This window comes from Sphingobium limneticum, from assembly GCF_008710155.1.
Classification (GTDB): Bacteria; Pseudomonadota; Alphaproteobacteria; order Sphingomonadales; family Sphingomonadaceae; genus Sphingobium; species Sphingobium limneticum.
In genome coordinates, this window is sequence record NZ_VYPZ01000001.1 from 1 (window position 1) to 17,241 (window position 17,241).

A 17,241-nucleotide genomic window follows, 5' to 3' on the forward strand; every position below is an offset into this window, starting at 1 on the left:
CACGTAGGAAAACAACCCTTCGCTCCGGTAATCGCCGCCCCGCATCTCAAATCCTTCAACCTCAGTTGAAGGCGTCTGAATCACCTCAAGCGGCTCAAGGAAAGAGCCTTTTTCCGCAACCTGCTAAAGCGCTCAAGGCTTTTGAAGCGATCGGCATGACAGTCGAGGAAGCCACGCTGTCCGAGCCTGCAGCGGATATGTGGCGCACCGCCGTTGCACTGCGCTTCTGGTCGGTCGGCGCGGATTTGCAGGCTTTTTATGACGATCCAGCCAAACGCGCGCTGATGAAGCCGGAAGCGATATGGGAAGTTGAAGGCGGCATGAAACTGACCGGCCCGCAACTGGCCGTCGCGTCCGCCGGTCGATCGCGTATCTATCAGGCGTTCGAAGCTGCATTCGCGAAATACGACTTTCTGGTACTGCCCACAGCCCAGGTCTTTCCGTTCGATGTCAAGGAACGCTGGCCGACGGAGATCGCCGGGAAGCCCATGGACAGCTACCATCGCTGGATGGAAGTCACCTTGCCGGCAACGATGGCGGGTTTGCCCGTGCTTGCGGTGCCCGCCGGATTCGGCGGAGCTTTGAAACTCCCGATCGGCCTCCAGATCATCGGGAAGCGCCATAGCGACCTTGCCGTCCTTCAGGTCGGGCATGCCTATGAAAAAGCGTCGCTCTGGATCGCCGCCAATTTGCCATCCGCCTTGAATGGTTAGATGACGGGCGGCCTGTCTGCCACCTTCTGGAGGAGAGTCGGCAAGCGGAACATCTGACGGAAGAGGTTTTCTATCGGAGATGCCTCGCTCCGCCGATTTATGATTTTTTGTCAAATTGCTATCCGCTCCATGGCGGCGGTTCATCCGATAGATAGATTTTGCGCCTTGTAAGCCCGACCAGGAAATCCATATTGTGCAGTGCAGCATAAACGGATCATCCCGGTATCAAACCGTCATGGTCGCAAGACAGGAGACTATCGTGTGGCCAGATTATCCGTCACGCTCGCTCGACTTGCCGCAATGCGAGGGCATCATTCCATCCACGCCGATGACGACCGGGCAAGCCGTCTGCATGACTTAAATGCGTTCGGGTCCAACCCCGGCGCGTTGAACGCAAAAATCCATGTTCCCGCTCGCATTGCCGAAAGGCCCGCTTTGGTCGTCGTGCTGCATGGCTGTACGCAAAGCGCTGGCGGTTATGATCGCGGTTCGGGCTGGTCGCAGTTGGCGGATGAGCATGGTTTTCTGTTGCTGTTTCCTGAGCAGCAGCGCGCCAACAACCCCAATCTCTGCTTCAACTGGTTCTCTCCCACCGACAATGGTCGCGACCGGGGCGAAGCATTGTCCATCCGTCAGATGATCGTGGCGATGATCGATGCTCATGATATCGATCCGTCCCGCATATTCGTGACCGGCCTTTCCGCCGGCGGCGCGATGACGTCGGTGCTGTTGGCTAGTTATCCGGAACTCTTTGCTGGCGGTGCGATCATCGCCGGCTTGCCGCACGGATCGGCTTCCAATGTCCCGCAGGCACTGGAAGCGATGCGGGCGCCAGGAAGCTATAGTACGAAGGATATGGGTGACCGGGTGCGTCATGCGTCGGACCATCATGGTCCTTGGCCGCGCATTTCGATATGGCATGGCAGCGCCGACGCGACGGTCAGCAGCGCCAATGCGGATGCGATCCTCGCCCAATGGCTGTCAGTCCATGGCCTTGAGCCGGCACCGCACGAGGCGGAACAAATAGCCGGCCATCGCCGCCGGGCCTGGAATGATGCAGCGGGACGCCCGCTCATCGAGGATTATCGCATTGCCAATATGGGCCATGGCACCCCGCTGGCCACGACCGGGCAGGATGCTTGCGGCGTAGTGATGCCGCATATGCTGGAGGCGGGAATTTCTTCGACGCGTCGCATAGCGTCTGCCTGGGGTTTGCTAGAGACTAAGGCGGAGCGCGCCCAAGCGCAATCGGCTGGGGAAACTCTGAAGGAACGCCCAAATCTGCCGGTATCAAGGATAAGCCGTCTGGAACCGTCGCCATCCGAACCTTCGCGCCCGACCATATCGGGGAAGGCTGGAGTTGAAAAGATTATCCACGACGCGCTCCGGGCGGCCGGTCTCATGCGATAGATGGCGGCTCTATTTGACTTCGCCCGCAATCCCTCGCCCATTTTTTGCGCGACGAGAATGCTCGCTCGCAACCGGGGCAGATATTCGAAGGCCGCTTCAACTTATGGTGGGCCATGACAGGATCACAGTCCAATTTTCTCGAGCACCGTCGCAACCTCGGGGTCGATGGCGTGATCGGATTTGGGTGTGAGGCGGTTTAGCGCGGTACGCAGTCGCTGTTGCGCCACCATCAATGTCTTATGCCGCACCTCGCGCGTCGCATTGGTACGCCAAGATCGGCTCTCGCCCAGCAACGCTGCCCATTTCGCCTCTTCTGCCGCCAGGATCGACAGTGCCAGTCGCAGACCATCCCGGCGGCCATGCGCATAATCCTGTTCCATAGCTATTCCTCGGCAATTCTCAGTCTATGCGTCGCTCATGTGCAATCTTGGTTCTCCGGTCAACGCAGGAAATAGGGCCTTTGCGCCGGCCGACTATCGCATCGGCGCAAGTTGATTCAACAGCCTCATCGCTGTGCCGGGAGGGTTGGAGTGCCGCGACGGGTGCGGGACATTGTGTCAGTCCACTCCTATTTCCGACGTGGGAAGACGGTCATGGATCGCGATCACCCGGTGAAATTTGATTCCGTGCTTCCAAAGCTGCTCGTAGCAGTTCTCTGGCGGTGTCTTCCGCGGCATCGGGGGTCATGCTGACCGCCACACCATCCGGTCCGTCAAGCATCACCTGGCCTTCTTCAGCAAAGGCCTTCCCGCCTTCTTCATAGACATATGCTTGAGACATAGCTTCTCCACCATTCCACTGGCGATGGACGCTTGCGAAGACAGACGGTTCCCTCACTCCCCTATGAACAGGTAGGAGGGGTCGAACTCGCTCAGGCGCCGCAGCGCCGGCAAATCCAGTATGGTCACCCGCCCGCGCTGCATATGCATCAGCCCGCGTTCCCGCAGTTCCTTCAGCATGCGGTTGATATGGACCGATGTCATGCCGCACGCTTCGCCTATGTCGGCCTGAGTCAGCGGGCAGGAGAATTGCCTGCCGTCACTCAGTTCCACGGCACGCAGCTTGGCTTCGATTTCACAGAAAAAATGGCCGACACGGGCGACTGCATCCAGGCGACCCAAACGGAATATCCATTCGCGGTGCATGGCCGCATCGAGCAGGGTGCTGAACCACAGCAGCTTCGTCAGATTGGGCCGGTCCCTCACCAACTGGTCGATGGCCTCGTGGCGAACAAGCGCAATCCTGCACGGGCCCAAGGTTGCGACGTCGTGATCCAGCCGCTTTAACGGATATCCATGCAGGTCGACGAAATCCCCTGCAACATGCACTGCCACCAATTGGCGCACACCCTCCCGATCATCCATATAGCGGCATATAAAGCCTTCGATCAGATAGGTGCTGACGCCGATCGGTTGCTTGGAAATCGCAAGGCTGTGGCGTGCAGGCACATTTTGCACGGCATGAACGCTCGCCTCCAGCGCTTGGAGGTCTTCTGAGGACAGTTCATCCCGGCGGCGGTCACGGAGAAAATCGTTGAAAATCGCCATAAGCCATCTTCCTTACTCCATAGGCCTGCGTTCGCGAAGTGCCTGAAGCATTATGCGCAGTCTATAGCGAGCGCGACAAGGCAGATTGAAGCGATCAGCGATAGGCCGATCGATGTCCGAAAGATCCACCGCCCGCAGTCCCCTCTCTCCATCCTAACATGGCGGGCTAACGCCCGGACCGTTCGGTAGGTCCATATTCGCTAGGGAAGTCACGAATATCATGGATTTGAGCCGCGTGAATAGCGGCCCTGATGCTTGGCGCATCGCGGATTGAGTAAACCCAGATCAAGCCGCCACAGGAAAATCGATCGGGTGGATGATTTGGCGGTGAACAAACTGTGTCTGACGCGTTGTGAAGGCTTGGGTCGATCTTGTCGGCCAATGCCTCGAACAGCAGTGACGGACCTTCGATGCGCAGACGACAGGCGCGTCGTGACAGAAAAATATGATCCGCCTCATTGCGATTGAACGATATGCAGAAAGGCGACACGCAAATGGCCAAGACACCCAAATCCGGCGGCAAGACGATCGGCGGCGAAACCCATCAGACTGCCGAAAGCCTGGATACGGCCGTTATCACGACCAATCATGGCGTGCCGGTTTCCGACAATCAGAATTCGCTGAAGAGCGGATCGCGCGGACCCACGCTGCTGGAGGATTTCGTCCTTCGCGAGAAGATTTTCCACTTTGATCATGAGCGAATCCCTGAACGTATCGTCCATGCGCGCGGATCGGGCGCCCATGGCGTGTTCGAGGCGACCGACGACATATCGGACCTCTCCCGGGCCGCTGTCTTCACCAAAGGCGAGAAGACCGAGGTTTTCGTCCGCTTCTCGACCGTGGCGGGCGGCGCGGGGTCCGTCGACACGCCGCGCGATGTGCGCGGCTTTGCCGTCAAATTCTACACGCGCGAAGGCAATTGGGATCTGGTGGGCAACAACATCCCGGTTTTCTTCATTCAGGATGCGCTTAAATTTCCCGACCTCGTCCATGCGGTCAAGATGGAGGCCGATCGTGGTTATCCCCAGGCGGGGAGCGCGCATGATACTTTCTGGGACTGGGCCTCGCTGATGCCCGAAACGACGCACATGCTGATGTGGGCGATGTCCGACCGCACCTTGCCGCGCTCTTTCCGCACGATGGAAGGATTCGGCGTCCACACATTCAAGCTGGTCAATGAAAAGGGCGAAGCCCATTTCGTGAAATTCCACTGGAAGCCCCGACTTGGGATTCAGTCTACCATTTGGGACGAAGCGCTGAAGCTTCAGGCGGCGGACAATGACTATCAGCGCCGCGACCTGTTCGAGGCGATCGACGCCGGCGATTTCCCGCAATGGGATCTGGGTATCCAATTGTTCGACGAGGCGTTTGCCGAGGCGCAACCCTATGACGTGCTCGACGCGACCAAGCTCATCCCGGAAGAGGATGTGCCCGTGCGCCTGATCGGCACGCTGACGCTCAATCGCAATGTCGATAATTTCTTCGCCGAAACCGAGCAGGTCGCATTTCTGCCCTCGAATGTTCCGCCAGGCATCGATTTTTCGAACGATCCGCTGCTTCAGGGCCGGCTCTTCTCCTATCTGGACACGCAGAATTCACGGCTTGGCACCACCAACTTCCATCAGATCCCGGTAAACGCACCGCGCTGTCCGTTCGGCAATTTCCAGCGAGACGGAAAAATGCAGACGATGGTGCCCAAGGGCCGTGCCAATTATGAACCCAACAGCCTGGCGGCGCATGGCGAGGAAGGTGGACCGCGCGAAAGCCCGGACGTCGGCTTTGTAACGGCGAATGCCGCCACTGGCGCTGAAGAGAGCGGCGACAAGCTGCGCGTGCGGGCGGAAGCCTTCGCCGATCATTACAGTCAGGCGCGGTTATTCTACCGTTCACAGACGATCAGTGAACAGGCCCATATCGCTTCGTCCTTCGTGTTCGAACTCTCGAAGGTGGCACAGCTCGATCAGGTGCCCGGCCGGATGGTGGCCAATCTACGCAATGTGGACGAAGACCTGGCGAGCCGGGTTGCGGACGGCCTAGGGATCGATCTGCCGAAAAAGACGCCCGCCGCCAAGGAGCCGATCGACATGCCGCCTTCGGACGCACTTTCGATCCATAAGAATATGCTGGCGACGCTTGAGGGGCGCAAAGTCGGCATTCTGATCGCGGACGGCAGCGATGCCGACGAACTGGCAGCAATCGTCACGGCAGTAGAAAAAGCCAAGGGCAAGGCTGTTGTCGTCGCGCCCAAAGTCGGTGGCGCAAAGCTCTCCAACGGCAAGCAGCAGAAGGCCGATGGTCAGCTGGCAGGATCGCCGAGTCAGATTTTCGATGCCGTGGCGATCATAGTGTCGCAGGAGGGCTGCGCGACGCTGCTGAACGAAGGCGCGGCGGTCGAATTTGTGATGAACGCCTTTGGCCATCTCAAGGCGATTGGCGCGAATGAGACAGCGCAGCCCTTGCTCGACAAGGCCGGCGTGGTGCCCGACGCGGGCGTCACAGGGGTCGATGCAGCGTTCGTCGAGGCGGCGGCTCTCCGCTTCTATGACCGCGAACCATCGCTGCGTATGCTGGCTTGAGAGAAGACATGATGAGCGATCAGTTTAACGCCTGGTCGCTCATGTCTTTTTAGCCGGGCCAGATGCAGTCGTCGCCTACCTGATATCCTGTTCCACCTGTTGCAGGATCTTGGGCTTTGCCCGGGCCGATTTCAGATCCAGTGCACGACATTGTGCCACGAGTCGCGTTGGTTCGATCTCGATGCGGACATAGCCGCTATGGTCCAGGTCATGAAAGCGGATGTGGGGGTTATTGGCGCGAACCTCGCCGAAGCGGCCGGCTGGCGGCGATTGGGCAGCAAGGGCGGAGGTGACGATTTCGGTCGCCACTGGCGGGGTGCCATCCGCCCGATGCAGGTCGTTCAGCCAAAAACTGTGGACGTCGCCGCTTAGAATTAGGGGATTGCGGACATTGGGCCGGGCCAGCTGATCCAGCAGCCGCGAGCGGCCTGCGGCATAGCCGTCCCACTGGTCGCTATAGACGGCGTCACCCGCGCCATCGAGCGCCAACGGCGCAAAAAACACGCCCTGCGCCAATAAAGTCCAAGGGCGCCGCTCTTGGGAAAGGCGCTGAGCCAGCCATGCCTCCTGCGCCTGTCCCAGCATGGTCCGATCGGGCGCCAAGCGTTCGGCGCAATGATCGAGCCGGACGTTGCGGGCTACCGACGGCGCCGCGCATGGCGGGCTGGACCGGAATTGGCGCGTGTCGAGCATGGAAAGCGATGCCAGCTCGCCCCAGTCCACCCCATGATAGAGGCGCGGGCTGGCCATCGAGCGCCACAGGCTGGGGCGGATCGGCATATGTTCGAAATAGGCCTGATAGGCCGCCGCTCGCCGCGCCGCGAAAATTTCGGGAGGTAGCCCCTCTCGATTGGCGAGCGCGGCATAATCGTTCAGCACCTCATGATCGTCCCATGTGACGAGCCAGGGCACGCGCCGGTGCGCTTCCTGCAAATCCGGATCGGTGCGATAGAGGGCGTAGCGGGCGCGGTACCCATCCAGATCGCGTGGTTCGGGCGCACCGAAGTCGCGGACCTTGGGCTGGTCGGGATAGGATGTTTCGTAAATATAGTCGCCGACCTGCACGATCAGGTCGGGATCGCCCGCGAGCATGTCGCGATAGGCGCCGAACCATCCCAATTCCCAATGCTGGCAGGATGTGAGCGCCAGCCGCAACCGGTCGGTGCGGTCCGGCACGGTGGCGGTGCGCCCGACCGGGCTGGTCGCGCCAAGCGCATGGAAGCGATAATGATAGGGTCGCCCCGGTCGTAGTCCGGTCAGTTCGATATGGATGCTGTGCGCCGCCTCGGGATGCGCGTTCAATTCGCCGGTGCGGACGATGTCGCGAAATCCTTCATCCTCGGCGACCTCGTAACGGACCGGGATCGATCCGGCCCGAAGAGGGTGGGCGTCGGGGCCGACGAGGCGCGTCCACAACACGAAGCCGTCGCGGGATGGATCGCCGCTGGCGACGCCGAGCGCAAAGGGGTCGGCCTGCGCAGTGAAGGGGGCGGCGAGCACCCGGAGCGGCGTGGCGCCAAGCGCGACAATGGCGCTGAGCACGGCGCGGCGATGCCAGGGAGGGGCTTGCATCGGGCGGCCCTATCGGCGGCGTTTGACAGTAATGCGACAGCGGCCCCCGACGAATGTGGATATTGTCCCGATATTGTCATGCCGACTGGCTAACCGCCCCGCTCATCCGAAGGGGGAAGCCGCCGTGACCTGGTTGAGGGATGTAGACCGCTGGTTCATTGATGAGATATTGCCGCACCGGGTCGCTTTCCGGCGGCAGGCGGCTCGGCTGGTCCCCACGGCCGAGGCCGAGGATCTGGTGCAGGAGGCTTATGCTCGCGCGATCAATGCGTCGCATCATCGCGAGATCGTCAATCCCCGCAGCTTCGTCCTCACCATCATCCGCAATCTGGCGCATGAACGTCATCGTCGCGCCACCATCGTCCGGTTCGAGCATCTGGCCGATATGGAGGCGATGGAAATTGCCGATAGCGCGCCGGATCAATTTGCAGTGCTATCGGGCAATATGGAGCTGGCACGGCTGATCGCGTTGATGGAGCAATTGCCGCCACAGGCGCGCGCGGTGGTGAAGATGCGGCGGATCGAAGGATTATTGCCGGGCGATATAGCGGTGCGGATGGGTTTGTCGGTCTCTACTGTAGAGAAGCATCTTGCCAAAGGGCTGGCCATTCTTGCCTATGCGATGCAGGAAGCGCCACCGCAGGAAGAAAGGGTCCCGTTTTCGCGCTTATGGCAACGCCACCGACACCAGAGAAAATGATGGAGGAAGCCGCCGGCTGGCTGGCGGCGCTCGATGCAGGCTCGGTCACGCCGCAGGCTTTCGAACAATGGCGTGCGGCCGATCCCCGCCATGCCATCGCATTTGCCCAGGTGGCCCATGCCTTTGAGCAGGTGGAGCGTCTACGCGCGGTCGAGGACCGTCCGGCCGAACCGGCGCCCACCGCCATCAACCGCCGTGGGATGTTGCGCGCCGGCGTCTTGGCTGGTGGGGCGTCGGTCGCCGGCGCGCTGCTGGCGGTACGGGCCACTGCGCGCGAACATGCCGAAACCGCGATAGGTGAACGGCGCGCGCTGGTGCTGGACGACGGCACCCGGATCGAACTTAATACGGGCACGCGGATCAGTTGGCGGATCGACAAGGGGGACAGCCGCATCTGGTTGGAGCGTGGCGAGATCGGCCTTACGGTTCCGGCTTCGCTGCGCGGCAAGCTGACATTGGAGGCAGGGAGCGCACGATTCACACTCGGCGCCGGCAGCTTCAATGCGCGACAGCAACCTGAATCCTTCGACTTTCTCGTGTTGAATGGCATGGCCGATAGCGTGCGGGGCGATGGACTTACAGCAGGGGCGATGGCGCGCGTGATCGGCCAGAACGTGGCTATCGGACCGGCCGACCCGGTAGCGCTGGACCGGGCGCGCAGCTGGAAAGATGGGCAACTGGTGTTCGAAGGCGAGAGCCTCGACTTCGTCGTGGCCGAATTCAATCGCTATCTCGACCCCAGGATCGTCATCGCCGATCCGGCGCTGTCGCGCATTCGGCTGGGGGGGCGTTTTACGACCACCAACCCCAATGATCTGCTGACCGCATTGCATGCGTCGTTCGGCATCCGATCGCAGCGCAGCGAAAATGGCGCCATTACCCTCACGGCCGGCTGATAATTTTTTTGCAGCTGCGATAGAGGTCGTGCCGCGCCCACCCATCCCATCCTCCGAGAGACGCTTCCATCGGAGGGCAATAATGAGTTTTCATGTCGTCGCACTACCCTTGATCCTCGCCGCGGCGCCCGCCAGTGCCGCGAGCGATCGCGCTATCGCCTTCAACATCCCGGCGCAGAATATGGCGACGTCGCTGAACGAGTTCGGTCGGCAGGCCGGCGTGCAGATGGTCTTCCCCTATGACGCCATCGCCGGTCGCCGCTCGATCGCGCTCAAGGGGCGCTTTTCCCGTGCCGAGGCGCTGCGCCGCCTGATCGCCGGACGAGGCGTGGCCATTTCCTACGAGGGCGCGGCGATGATCTCCCTCGCCGTCGCCAAGGCGCCGACCGATCTGTCGGCTGCCGAAGCGGGGGCGGGCGTTGCGGGCGGCGGCGATATCATCGTCACGGCGCAAAAGCGGGTCGAAGACCTGTCGAAAGTGCCGCAGGCGATCACCGTCGTTTCGGGCGAGGAAGCGGCAGAACGCAAGATTGCCGATTTCGCCAGTCTGGTCGATGAAGTTCCGGGCCTGTCGATCAACTACAGCACGGGCGGCGAAAGCTATGGCCTGCTGACCATCCGCGGGATCGGCGGCGCCGACGACTATAAGCCCAACGGCAGCCCGTCGGTCGCCCTTCATGTGGACGGCGTCTATCAAAGCTCCAACGCCTATCTGGGCATGCCTCTGTTCGATCTGGAGCGGATCGAGGTGCTGCGTGGGCCGCAGGGCACTCTCTATGGCCGCAACACCACGGCCGGCGTCGTCAACGCGATCACGCGCGGCGGCCGCGACACGTTCGACGGCTATGCCGATGTGCGTTATGGCAGCTATGACAGCCTGCGCGCGGAAGCGGCGATCGGCGGTCCGGTCAGCGACAATATGCGCGTGCGACTGGCAGTGATGACCGATCAGGGCGGCGGCTTCATGAACGGGAAGGGCGCGGGCGATCTGGCGGGCGCGCAACTGAGCGTCGGCGGCGTGGTCCAGAGACAGGTGCCTGCGATCAACGACCCTGGCGCACGCAAGGGCTTTGGCGACAAGGATCTGTTCGCCGCGCGCGGTACGGTGGATATCGATTTCGGTCCAGATACGAGTCTGACGCTGAAGGCCTTTGCCAGTCGTGACCGTGGCGATGCTCGTCAATATGACCGCATCAGCGCAGCGGAGGACAGCAGCGTTCTCAATGCCGGCGAAGATAATGATCCCTACAGCTTCTATTCGAGAGCCTATTTTCAGCAACGGATCGACATCAAAGGCGCGTCCGCGCAATTTTCGCACTTACTGAACGACACCACCCGCTTCGACATGGTCGCCGGCTGGCAGTCGAGCCAGCGCAATATCGGTGGTAACGGCGACGGCACGCCTTATCCCCAATATGAATATCTGTTCGACGAAGATCTGAGCCAGGCATCGCTCGAAATGCGCCTGCGCAACGAACAGCAGGGGCGCTTCAACTGGCTGGTGGGCGGCTTCTACATGAGCGACAAGATCGACTATCAAAGCCAATGGACCAGCTGGGCCGCGCGGACCATCTATCATAATGTCCATAATCAGCGCCGCCGTAGCGCCGCGCTGTTCGGTCAGGCTGATTATGAGTTGTTGCCCAAGATCAAGCTGACGCTGGGCCTGCGCTATACCAAGGACGATGTGGATTCGCAGGGCCGCAACATCGACGATAACCCCTGGGGCATATCCAATTACGCCACATTTTTCGCGACGACGCCCAATTTTCAGTGGGACAAGCAGTTCAAGGATGACGACCTGTCAGGCCGTGCTGCCGCGCAGTGGTTCATCACCGACGATTTGAATGTCTTCGCGTCGGTCGCGCGCGGCTATCGTTCGGGCGGCTTTGATGGCACTTCGATCATGACGCTGGCCGAGACGGAGCCGTTCCAGTCCGAGACGGTCTGGGCTTATGAAGCGGGCGTGCGTTATTATAAAGGGCCGATCCGTCTGTCGCTTGACGCCTTCGCCAATGATTTCGACAATCTGCAGGCGACGACGCGCCTCGACAATGACACTAACGGCCGCACAAACGTCGGTAAGGCCAAGACCCGCGGCTTCGAAGCCGCACTGGACGTCAACCTGCTGAACAGCGGCGGGCACAAACTCGATTTCGACGCATCGGGCACCTATCTCTATTCGAAGATCACCGAGTTTAATTCCAACCGCATCGCCGATGTGACCGCAACTGTCGGCGATCCGCTGCCCGGTGCGCCGAAATGGACCGGCCGGGTGGGCCTCGTCCACAGCTACAGCTTCGGTGATGGCTGGGTGCTAAAGAGCCGCGCCAACATCTTCCATCATGGCAAGGAATCGAACCGCCTGAACGCGGTCGTCGGCAATACCTCGCCGGCTTACACGCTGCTCAATGCCCGGATCGAGCTGGAATCGCCGCATGGCTGGTCGATCTATGCCATGGGCCGAAACATCACGGACGAAGTCTATTATCCCGAAATGAACGGCGCGTCGCGTATGGTCGGTGCGCCCGCCACCTATGCGATGGGCGTTCGCATGAGCTTCTAAAACCGGCCGAAGGTGGCTCCGCTTATGCGGGGCCTCCAGCCTTCGGGTCGCCCGGTGAGGCGCCATCGGCCAGTCCCTTGGCAGGTGGCGCCTTGTCATGATGGCGCATTGGTCCTGACGGACAGAAGAGATCGGTCGATATCGGCAGCCAAACGGGCCGGAGGTAGCGCTAGGTGACGAGGCGGCTTCATTGCCGACGCCTATCCATCACCGTGGCAGCTTCAGATGGCATGGATCAGCGCAGGCTGACAGCGACGGGGATCGTCAGTTCGACGACATCAGGCTCTCGGCGGGAATTGCCGGCAGGGGCTGGGCACGTATGAGCATATCGAGTGCGGCCTGATCCAGGTCGAAAGATCCCGATTTCCTGACGATAGCAGAGGATGGCACCAGGCCGACGCGGTTCATGCCAAAGCATATATGGGCGGTGCGCCGCTGACGAATTGCACGGGCGCGGGCCGAGTAGCGGCGGAACCGTTCCAGATGCGCGAGGATCAGGCTTTCCCAATCGGGCCTGACGTGACTGGAAAGCCGATCGACGTTGGGAGCAACGGCGTGCGTCGGCTCGGGTGGCGCAGCCAACGGCTGCAATTCGACTACAAGCGGCGCAAAGACCCGAAACTGCGATTGGACTTGCAGATGGTCAAAGGAAGTGGACTTACTGTGGTTGGCTAGTCCAGTTGGCGATCAAATGACCGGTAGAGGTGAATTTGGAATAGGCAGTTTTTATTCCCTCTATCCTAGGAAATCGCACGCCGTCCCAAAGCCGGATCGTCCGTGAAGATCGCATCGACACCCGCTGCAAGATAGCGCTGCATTTCCGCAATGCTGCCTTCTTCGTTACGCGCGGAAACGCCTTTGTCGCTGCGAAAATCGGCGGCCAGGAATTGATTTTCCGGGCGGAAGGTCCAGATGCTGACGAGAAGGCCCGCCGCATGTGCGGCATCGACGAGCCCCGTGGGTTTTGTCAGGCGCTGATCCTTGTCTACAGGAATGATCATTCGGACATGGGGCGCAAGATAATCTGCATAGCTGGCGATTTCGGAAAGACCTGCGGGCGTCAGCATATCGCGATAGAAGCACTTGTTGCCCGCCGCCTGCACATCGGCCGGCATCTGGGCCGGGTCGCCGATCAACTGCGCCAGCTGGATGTTGGGATAGGCGCCGATCCTGCCGCGCAACGCGCGTAGATTAGCGACCTCGAACGACTGGATGGCGAACGGCGCGCGTTGCAGATAGGCGCTCTTGCCGATGATATCGAGCAGGCGCTCCTCCTGTTGCAGGCCGATGCCTGCGAAATAGGTCGAATGCTTGATCTCCGGGATCAGGCCGATGGTCCGGCCGCGCGCGGCGGATTCGGCCGCCACGAAATCGGCGATTTCCTCCATCGACACGATCTGGAATGCGCCGTCATAGGACTGGCTTTCGGGCCGTATGGCGCCCAGCCGCTCTTTCGCGCGCAACGTCTTGAGTTCCGCGAAGGTGAAATCCTCCGTGAACCAGCCCTCCTGTCGCTCGCCGTCGATCGTTTTGACCGTCTTGCGCGCGGCAAAATCGGCCCGGGCGGCAACGTCGCTGGTCTCCGCGATATTATTCTCGTGCCGCGCGACCAGCACGCCGTCCTTCGTAGCGACCAGGTCAGGCTCGACATAGTCGGCCCCGTCTTGGATCGCCTTGGCATAGGCGGCAAGCGTATGTTCTGGGCGCAGCGCCGATGCGCCGCGATGGGCGATGAGCAGCGGCGGACCCTTGCGACGGGCAGGGGCGGCGATCGCTGCCCCCACATCCGTCGCAAGTGCGGCGGTCAGGCCGGCACCCGCCTGAAGCAGCGAACGGCGGGATACCGACCTGTCCTGCATCAGTAGTTCACCGACAAGGTGGCGAACCACTGGCGCGGCGGGATTGGGTAGACATTGTAATTGTTGGTGTTCGCGCTCGCCTGCACCGTGGACGCGCCCGTCGTGTCGAACAGGTTGGTGACGTTCAGGCTGATCTCCGCCTTTTGCAGGCCGACAATGCTGGCGGGCAGGCGATAGGCGATCCGGGCGCTGGCCTGGAACACCGATTTGACCGATGCGTCGTTGGTGAAGGTGGTGAAACGGCGGCCGACATAGTCGCCGATCATCTGGGCATCGAAATCGCCGAGCGTCAGCGTCGCAACCGTCTTGTTCATCCACTTCGGGCTGACAGGGATCAGCTTGCCGCCGGTGGGCACGACGCCCCCTACGGTCGCGATGCCGCCGATCCGCGTGCCAGTCGCTGCGCCAGTGACAGTGCTATAGTCGCTGTCGTAGATGGAGCGGTTGTAGGACACGGCGTTGTAGAGCGAGAAGACCTGCCCGAAGCGCAGCGTCAGCGCCGCGTCGATACCGTCCGTCTTCACGCCGCCGACGTTAAACACGGCGGGTGTGCCGCCGCTGATGCCACCGCCGCCGATGCCGCCGATCGCGCCGGGAGGCGTGATGCCAAGCAGGCGGTCGCTGAAATCGACATGATAATAGTTCACCTGCGCTTCGATCCCGGTCAGGAACGAACTGTCGATGGTCCGGCGACTGCGTAGGCCGATTTCATAGACCCAGGAGGTTTCGGGGCGGCCATTGAACTTCAGATTGTCGAATGCCGCTTGGCTGCCGCTGCTCCACGGCGTGACGCCGCCGCCGCCATAAGGCTGGAAGTGGCGCAGGTTCTTCTGCACGTTGACATAGACCTGCTCGCTGTCGGTGAAGTCCCACTTCGCGCCGATCGCGGGCAGGAACCAGCGCTTGGTGTTGATCTCGCCTTCGGGCAGGGCGCTTGCAGAACCAGGCAGCGATCCGATGATCGGCTGGACCGGGAAGGTGCCGCTGGCAAATTGCAGGCTGGACTTGAAACCGCCCTGGACCAGCAGGCTGGGCGTGACCTGCCAGCTGTCCTGCACATGAAGTTGCAGAACATTGGTGCGCATTTCACTCGCATATTGGGTGAACAGCGGATCATGCGGCGGCAGCGAATAGGGGTTGTAGTCCTGCGGCCGGGTCACATTGAGCGCATACCAGTTCCGATAGGCGGCCGAGCTGTTATATTCGTACCACGCACCAAGCTGAATCTGATGGTTGCCCAGCGTCGCGTCGATCGAGGACAGGATGCCGCCGCGATCGATGCGATATTCGGTGGTACGGATCGCATAGCCCGAATTGCCGGTGGCCGTCTTCAGATTCTGGCCGGGGAAATAGAGCGAGAACAGATTGGGCAGGCCCGCGACCGTGATCGGTCCGGCGACGATGCCCGCGCCGTCATTATTATGATAATATACCTGGTTCGACCAGTCGACTTGGTCGGACAGATGGGCCTGATATTTGATGTAGCCCAGATAATCGGTCCGGATCGCGGCGCTGTAATAGTTGCGATAATTCTGCGCTTCGGCGGCCGGTACATTGCCGCTGGCGTTCAGATAAGCGACCGCGCCGTCGAAATCGGGGTAGAAGAAGGGGCGGGTATAGGGCTGATAGGCCTGCGCCGCATTGGTAGGGTTCTTGAAGACGGTGGTCGCGTCCTCATTGGGTTCCTGCTTGTCGGAATAGCTGAAATAGGCGGTCAGCTTGCCATTGCTGTCGTCATGGACGAATTTGGCGTTGGCGGCCCATCCCTTCTGCTTGCCGCGGAAATCCCAAGCGCGCGCACGATGGCGCAGAACCGAGACATAGCCGCTATTGCCGTTGCCGAACTCGCCGCTGTCCAGACGGACGAAAGTGCGCGCCGTGCCGTAGCTGCCGAAAGTGTGGTTCAGCTGTGCGCCCATCTGCGCGCGCGGATCGCTGGAGAAATTCTCGATACCGCCGCCCAGGTTGCTGGTCGATGCGATGCCCAGTTCCGCGGTACCGGTGGCGACGACGACGCTGCCGACATTTTCGGATATGATCGCACGCTGGGGCGAAAGGCCGTTGAAATTGCCGTAGCTCTGATCGCCCAGCGGTACGCCGTCCAGGGTGTGGCCCAACTGCTGAGCGCTGAAGCCATGGATGAAGAGCGAGGCGTTCTGCTCGTTGTTGCCCCACGGATCAGCGGTCACATACATGACGCCGGGAAGGGTTTGGATCGCCTTGAAAGGCGCAACGCCCGGCAGGATCTTCTGGATTTCGGTTGTGGTAATGGCGGTCGCAGAGCGCGTAGCCTTAACACCGGTCACGACGATGGACGTTGCCTCGCCATCGACCTGCGCCGCTTGGTCTGCTGCGGGCGTGGGCGTCTGCGAAAAAGCGGGCGCGCTTACTACCAGAGCCAGCAGGCCGGCACTGCCAAGCAGGCAGGCGCGCGAACGCGTGTGCAAAATATTCATGACCCAATATCCCCAAAGCAGCGCGCAATTTCGCACTTGCAGCATCGCGTTAAATGGAGCGAGTTGCGATTTCCGGTCCGTTTCGGGTCGATTTGATGACATTTGGGCGGCGGACATGTTGCATTGCGTCCTGACGCTTATGATGGCGGTCAGGGTGCGGTGTAGGTCCGAATTTCGGCGAGAGAGATCAGGCGTGACTGTGTATTGGTCCGTCTGCGCTCAGTAAGTCGCCCAAGCTTTTCGGTAAGGGGAACGTTCATGGACGAGCATCGGGCATTGTGCAGCAAATGACGATAGTGGATCGTGCTCAGAGACTATTTTCACCCGAGCCAATAGTTGTTGTGCGCGGTTGCTATGCCGTGAGTCAGTTTTACGGATAGAATCTCTCGTACAAAAAGTCCGCGTCGTAATTTGTAACTCAATCATCATCAGAATCTGCAAGGCGGTCGTTCCATGTCAGCGACAAGCCGTTCATGAAAGGAGCAAGAAAAGCCCCTTTGAGCGCCATCGACCTCGCGGTCTTTTCCTCGCCGATGTGGATGTACCAAGGCAACCGAGACTCCTTGGCCACGATGCTGCTGAGCCGGGAACTGGTGCTCATCCTGTTGCTCCATGCGGGCGCTCGGCGCCGCCGACGCGGCAGAAGGGGCAGTGACGCTGTTTTTCATCGAGGAGGCGCTGGGGATTCACGGGTGGACCGGGGCGCTGCTGCTGGCCCATCTGCCCATCCGCCGTCTCGCATGGGGTGCCTACTATATGCTGCTGCGCGCGATGGTATCGGATCTGGTGCGATCGGGCGGCAATGGCTTTGCTGCCACGCACTACGCACTGTTTAATGTCGCGAACAAGCTTGCTGCCGCGCTGGGCGTCCTGGGCGCGCTCACGGCGCTGGCCTTTATCGGCTTCCTGCCGGGCGAGTGCATGGGCCAGGCGAAACCGCTTTGCG

15 protein-coding genes are annotated in these 17,241 nt (G+C 60.9%); 6 read left to right on the forward strand and 9 right to left on the reverse strand.

What is annotated here, in order from left to right:
- Positions 1 to 713 (forward strand): amidase family protein (locus F4U94_RS00005; RefSeq protein WP_249042010.1); only part of this gene is annotated, 713 nt, incomplete at its 5' end.
- Between the two features lie 300 nt (positions 714 to 1,013).
- Positions 1,014 to 2,123, forward strand: a complete 1,110-nt coding sequence (locus F4U94_RS00010; RefSeq protein WP_120253322.1) for an extracellular catalytic domain type 1 short-chain-length polyhydroxyalkanoate depolymerase — start codon at positions 1,014 to 1,016, stop codon at positions 2,121 to 2,123.
- Here F4U94_RS00010 and F4U94_RS25510 read toward each other — a convergent pair.
- From F4U94_RS25510 to F4U94_RS00030, 4 genes are all read right to left on the reverse strand, one after another.
- Complete coding sequence (locus F4U94_RS25510) at positions 2,113 to 2,238, reverse strand: DUF2256 domain-containing protein (protein WP_120253321.1); 126 nt, start codon at positions 2,236 to 2,238, stop codon at positions 2,113 to 2,115. The genes F4U94_RS00010 and F4U94_RS25510 overlap by 11 nt on opposite strands.
- Positions 2,239 to 2,245: 7 nt before the next feature.
- Entirely contained in the window at positions 2,246 to 2,503 is a 258-nt protein-coding gene (locus F4U94_RS00020) for a hypothetical protein (RefSeq protein ID WP_120253320.1), read from the reverse strand.
- 211 nt (positions 2,504 to 2,714) lie between these two features.
- A complete protein-coding gene (locus tag F4U94_RS00025; protein WP_120253319.1) occupies positions 2,715 to 2,903 on the reverse strand; it encodes a hypothetical protein in 189 nt (62 codons plus the stop codon).
- A 53-nt stretch (positions 2,904 to 2,956) separates the two neighbouring features.
- Positions 2,957 to 3,670 (reverse strand): Crp/Fnr family transcriptional regulator, encoded by a 714-nt coding sequence (locus tag F4U94_RS00030; protein WP_120253318.1) that lies wholly within the window; start codon positions 3,668 to 3,670, stop codon positions 2,957 to 2,959.
- Positions 3,671 to 4,164: 494 nt separating this feature from the next.
- Here F4U94_RS00030 and F4U94_RS00035 point away from each other — a divergent pair, with 494 nt between their 5' ends.
- Positions 4,165 to 6,246, forward strand: a complete 2,082-nt coding sequence (locus F4U94_RS00035; protein ID WP_120253606.1) for a catalase — start codon at positions 4,165 to 4,167, stop codon at positions 6,244 to 6,246.
- A 75-nt stretch (positions 6,247 to 6,321) separates the two neighbouring features.
- On the opposite strand, the gene F4U94_RS00040 is transcribed toward F4U94_RS00035, so the two are convergent.
- Positions 6,322 to 7,788, reverse strand: coding sequence for an alkaline phosphatase D family protein (locus tag F4U94_RS00040; RefSeq protein WP_170271888.1), 1,467 nt, complete (start codon positions 7,786 to 7,788; stop codon positions 6,322 to 6,324).
- On the opposite strand from F4U94_RS00040, the gene F4U94_RS00045 reads away from it, so the two are divergent.
- The 3 genes from F4U94_RS00045 (at position 7,775) to F4U94_RS00055 (ending at position 11,980) form a co-directional block, all read left to right on the forward strand.
- On the forward strand, positions 7,775 to 8,518 hold the full coding sequence (locus F4U94_RS00045) for an RNA polymerase sigma factor (protein ID WP_249042011.1): 744 nt from the start codon (positions 7,775 to 7,777) through the stop codon (positions 8,516 to 8,518). The two genes, F4U94_RS00040 and F4U94_RS00045, sit on opposite strands and share 14 nt — an antisense overlap.
- Positions 8,515 to 9,414, forward strand: a complete 900-nt coding sequence (locus tag F4U94_RS00050; protein ID WP_170271889.1) for a FecR family protein — start codon at positions 8,515 to 8,517, stop codon at positions 9,412 to 9,414. The genes F4U94_RS00045 and F4U94_RS00050 overlap by 4 nt, the downstream gene beginning before the upstream one ends.
- Positions 9,415 to 9,496: 82 nt before the next feature.
- A complete protein-coding gene (locus F4U94_RS00055) occupies positions 9,497 to 11,980 on the forward strand; it encodes a TonB-dependent receptor (RefSeq protein ID WP_120253314.1) in 2,484 nt (827 codons plus the stop codon).
- Positions 11,981 to 12,244: 264 nt separating this feature from the next.
- Here the strand turns inward: F4U94_RS00055 and F4U94_RS00060 are convergent, their stop codons facing one another.
- The 4 genes from F4U94_RS00060 to F4U94_RS00075 all read right to left on the reverse strand — a co-directional run bounded on the left by F4U94_RS00060 (position 12,245) and on the right by F4U94_RS00075 (position 16,896).
- Positions 12,245 to 12,562, reverse strand: coding sequence for a TonB family protein (locus tag F4U94_RS00060; RefSeq protein WP_232016336.1), 318 nt, complete (start codon positions 12,560 to 12,562; stop codon positions 12,245 to 12,247).
- A gap of 158 nt (positions 12,563 to 12,720) precedes the next feature.
- On the reverse strand, positions 12,721 to 13,839 hold the full coding sequence (locus tag F4U94_RS00065; RefSeq protein ID WP_120253313.1) for a glycerophosphodiester phosphodiesterase: 1,119 nt from the start codon (positions 13,837 to 13,839) through the stop codon (positions 12,721 to 12,723).
- A complete protein-coding gene (locus tag F4U94_RS00070) occupies positions 13,839 to 16,295 on the reverse strand; it encodes a TonB-dependent receptor (RefSeq protein WP_120253605.1) in 2,457 nt (818 codons plus the stop codon). Before F4U94_RS00070 ends, F4U94_RS00065 begins: the two co-directional genes overlap by 1 nt.
- Positions 16,296 to 16,713: 418 nt before the next feature.
- The gene (locus F4U94_RS00075) at positions 16,714 to 16,896 is read right to left on the reverse strand and encodes a hypothetical protein (protein ID WP_150411803.1); all 183 of its coding nucleotides are present in this window, start codon (positions 16,894 to 16,896) and stop codon (positions 16,714 to 16,716) included.
- Between the last annotated feature and the right edge of the window lie 345 nt (positions 16,897 to 17,241).

What these genes read in the sequence shown, in the direction of transcription:
- F4U94_RS00075 (WP_150411803.1), bottom strand. Translation starts at nt 16,896, where the DNA reads ATGAGCACCAGTTCCCGGCTCAGCAGCATCGTGGCCAAGGAGTCTCGG.
- F4U94_RS00055 (WP_120253314.1), top strand. Translation starts at nt 9,497, where the DNA reads ATGAGTTTTCATGTCGTCGCACTACCCTTGATCCTCGCCGCGGCGCCC.
- F4U94_RS00030 (WP_120253318.1), bottom strand. Translation starts at nt 3,670, where the DNA reads ATGGCGATTTTCAACGATTTTCTCCGTGACCGCCGCCGGGATGAACTG.
- F4U94_RS25510 (WP_120253321.1), bottom strand. Translation starts at nt 2,238, where the DNA reads ATGGCCCACCATAAGTTGAAGCGGCCTTCGAATATCTGCCCCGGTTGC.
- F4U94_RS00020 (WP_120253320.1), bottom strand. Translation starts at nt 2,503, where the DNA reads ATGGAACAGGATTATGCGCATGGCCGCCGGGATGGTCTGCGACTGGCA.
- F4U94_RS00065 (WP_120253313.1), bottom strand. Translation starts at nt 13,839, where the DNA reads ATGCAGGACAGGTCGGTATCCCGCCGTTCGCTGCTTCAGGCGGGTGCC.
- F4U94_RS00050 (WP_170271889.1), top strand. Translation starts at nt 8,515, where the DNA reads ATGATGGAGGAAGCCGCCGGCTGGCTGGCGGCGCTCGATGCAGGCTCG.
- F4U94_RS00070 (WP_120253605.1), bottom strand. Translation starts at nt 16,295, where the DNA reads ATGAATATTTTGCACACGCGTTCGCGCGCCTGCCTGCTTGGCAGTGCC.
- F4U94_RS00010 (WP_120253322.1), top strand. Translation starts at nt 1,014, where the DNA reads ATGCGAGGGCATCATTCCATCCACGCCGATGACGACCGGGCAAGCCGT.
- F4U94_RS00045 (WP_249042011.1), top strand. Translation starts at nt 7,775, where the DNA reads ATGGCGCTGAGCACGGCGCGGCGATGCCAGGGAGGGGCTTGCATCGGG.
- F4U94_RS00025 (WP_120253319.1), bottom strand. Translation starts at nt 2,903, where the DNA reads ATGTCTCAAGCATATGTCTATGAAGAAGGCGGGAAGGCCTTTGCTGAA.
- F4U94_RS00035 (WP_120253606.1), top strand. Translation starts at nt 4,165, where the DNA reads ATGGCCAAGACACCCAAATCCGGCGGCAAGACGATCGGCGGCGAAACC.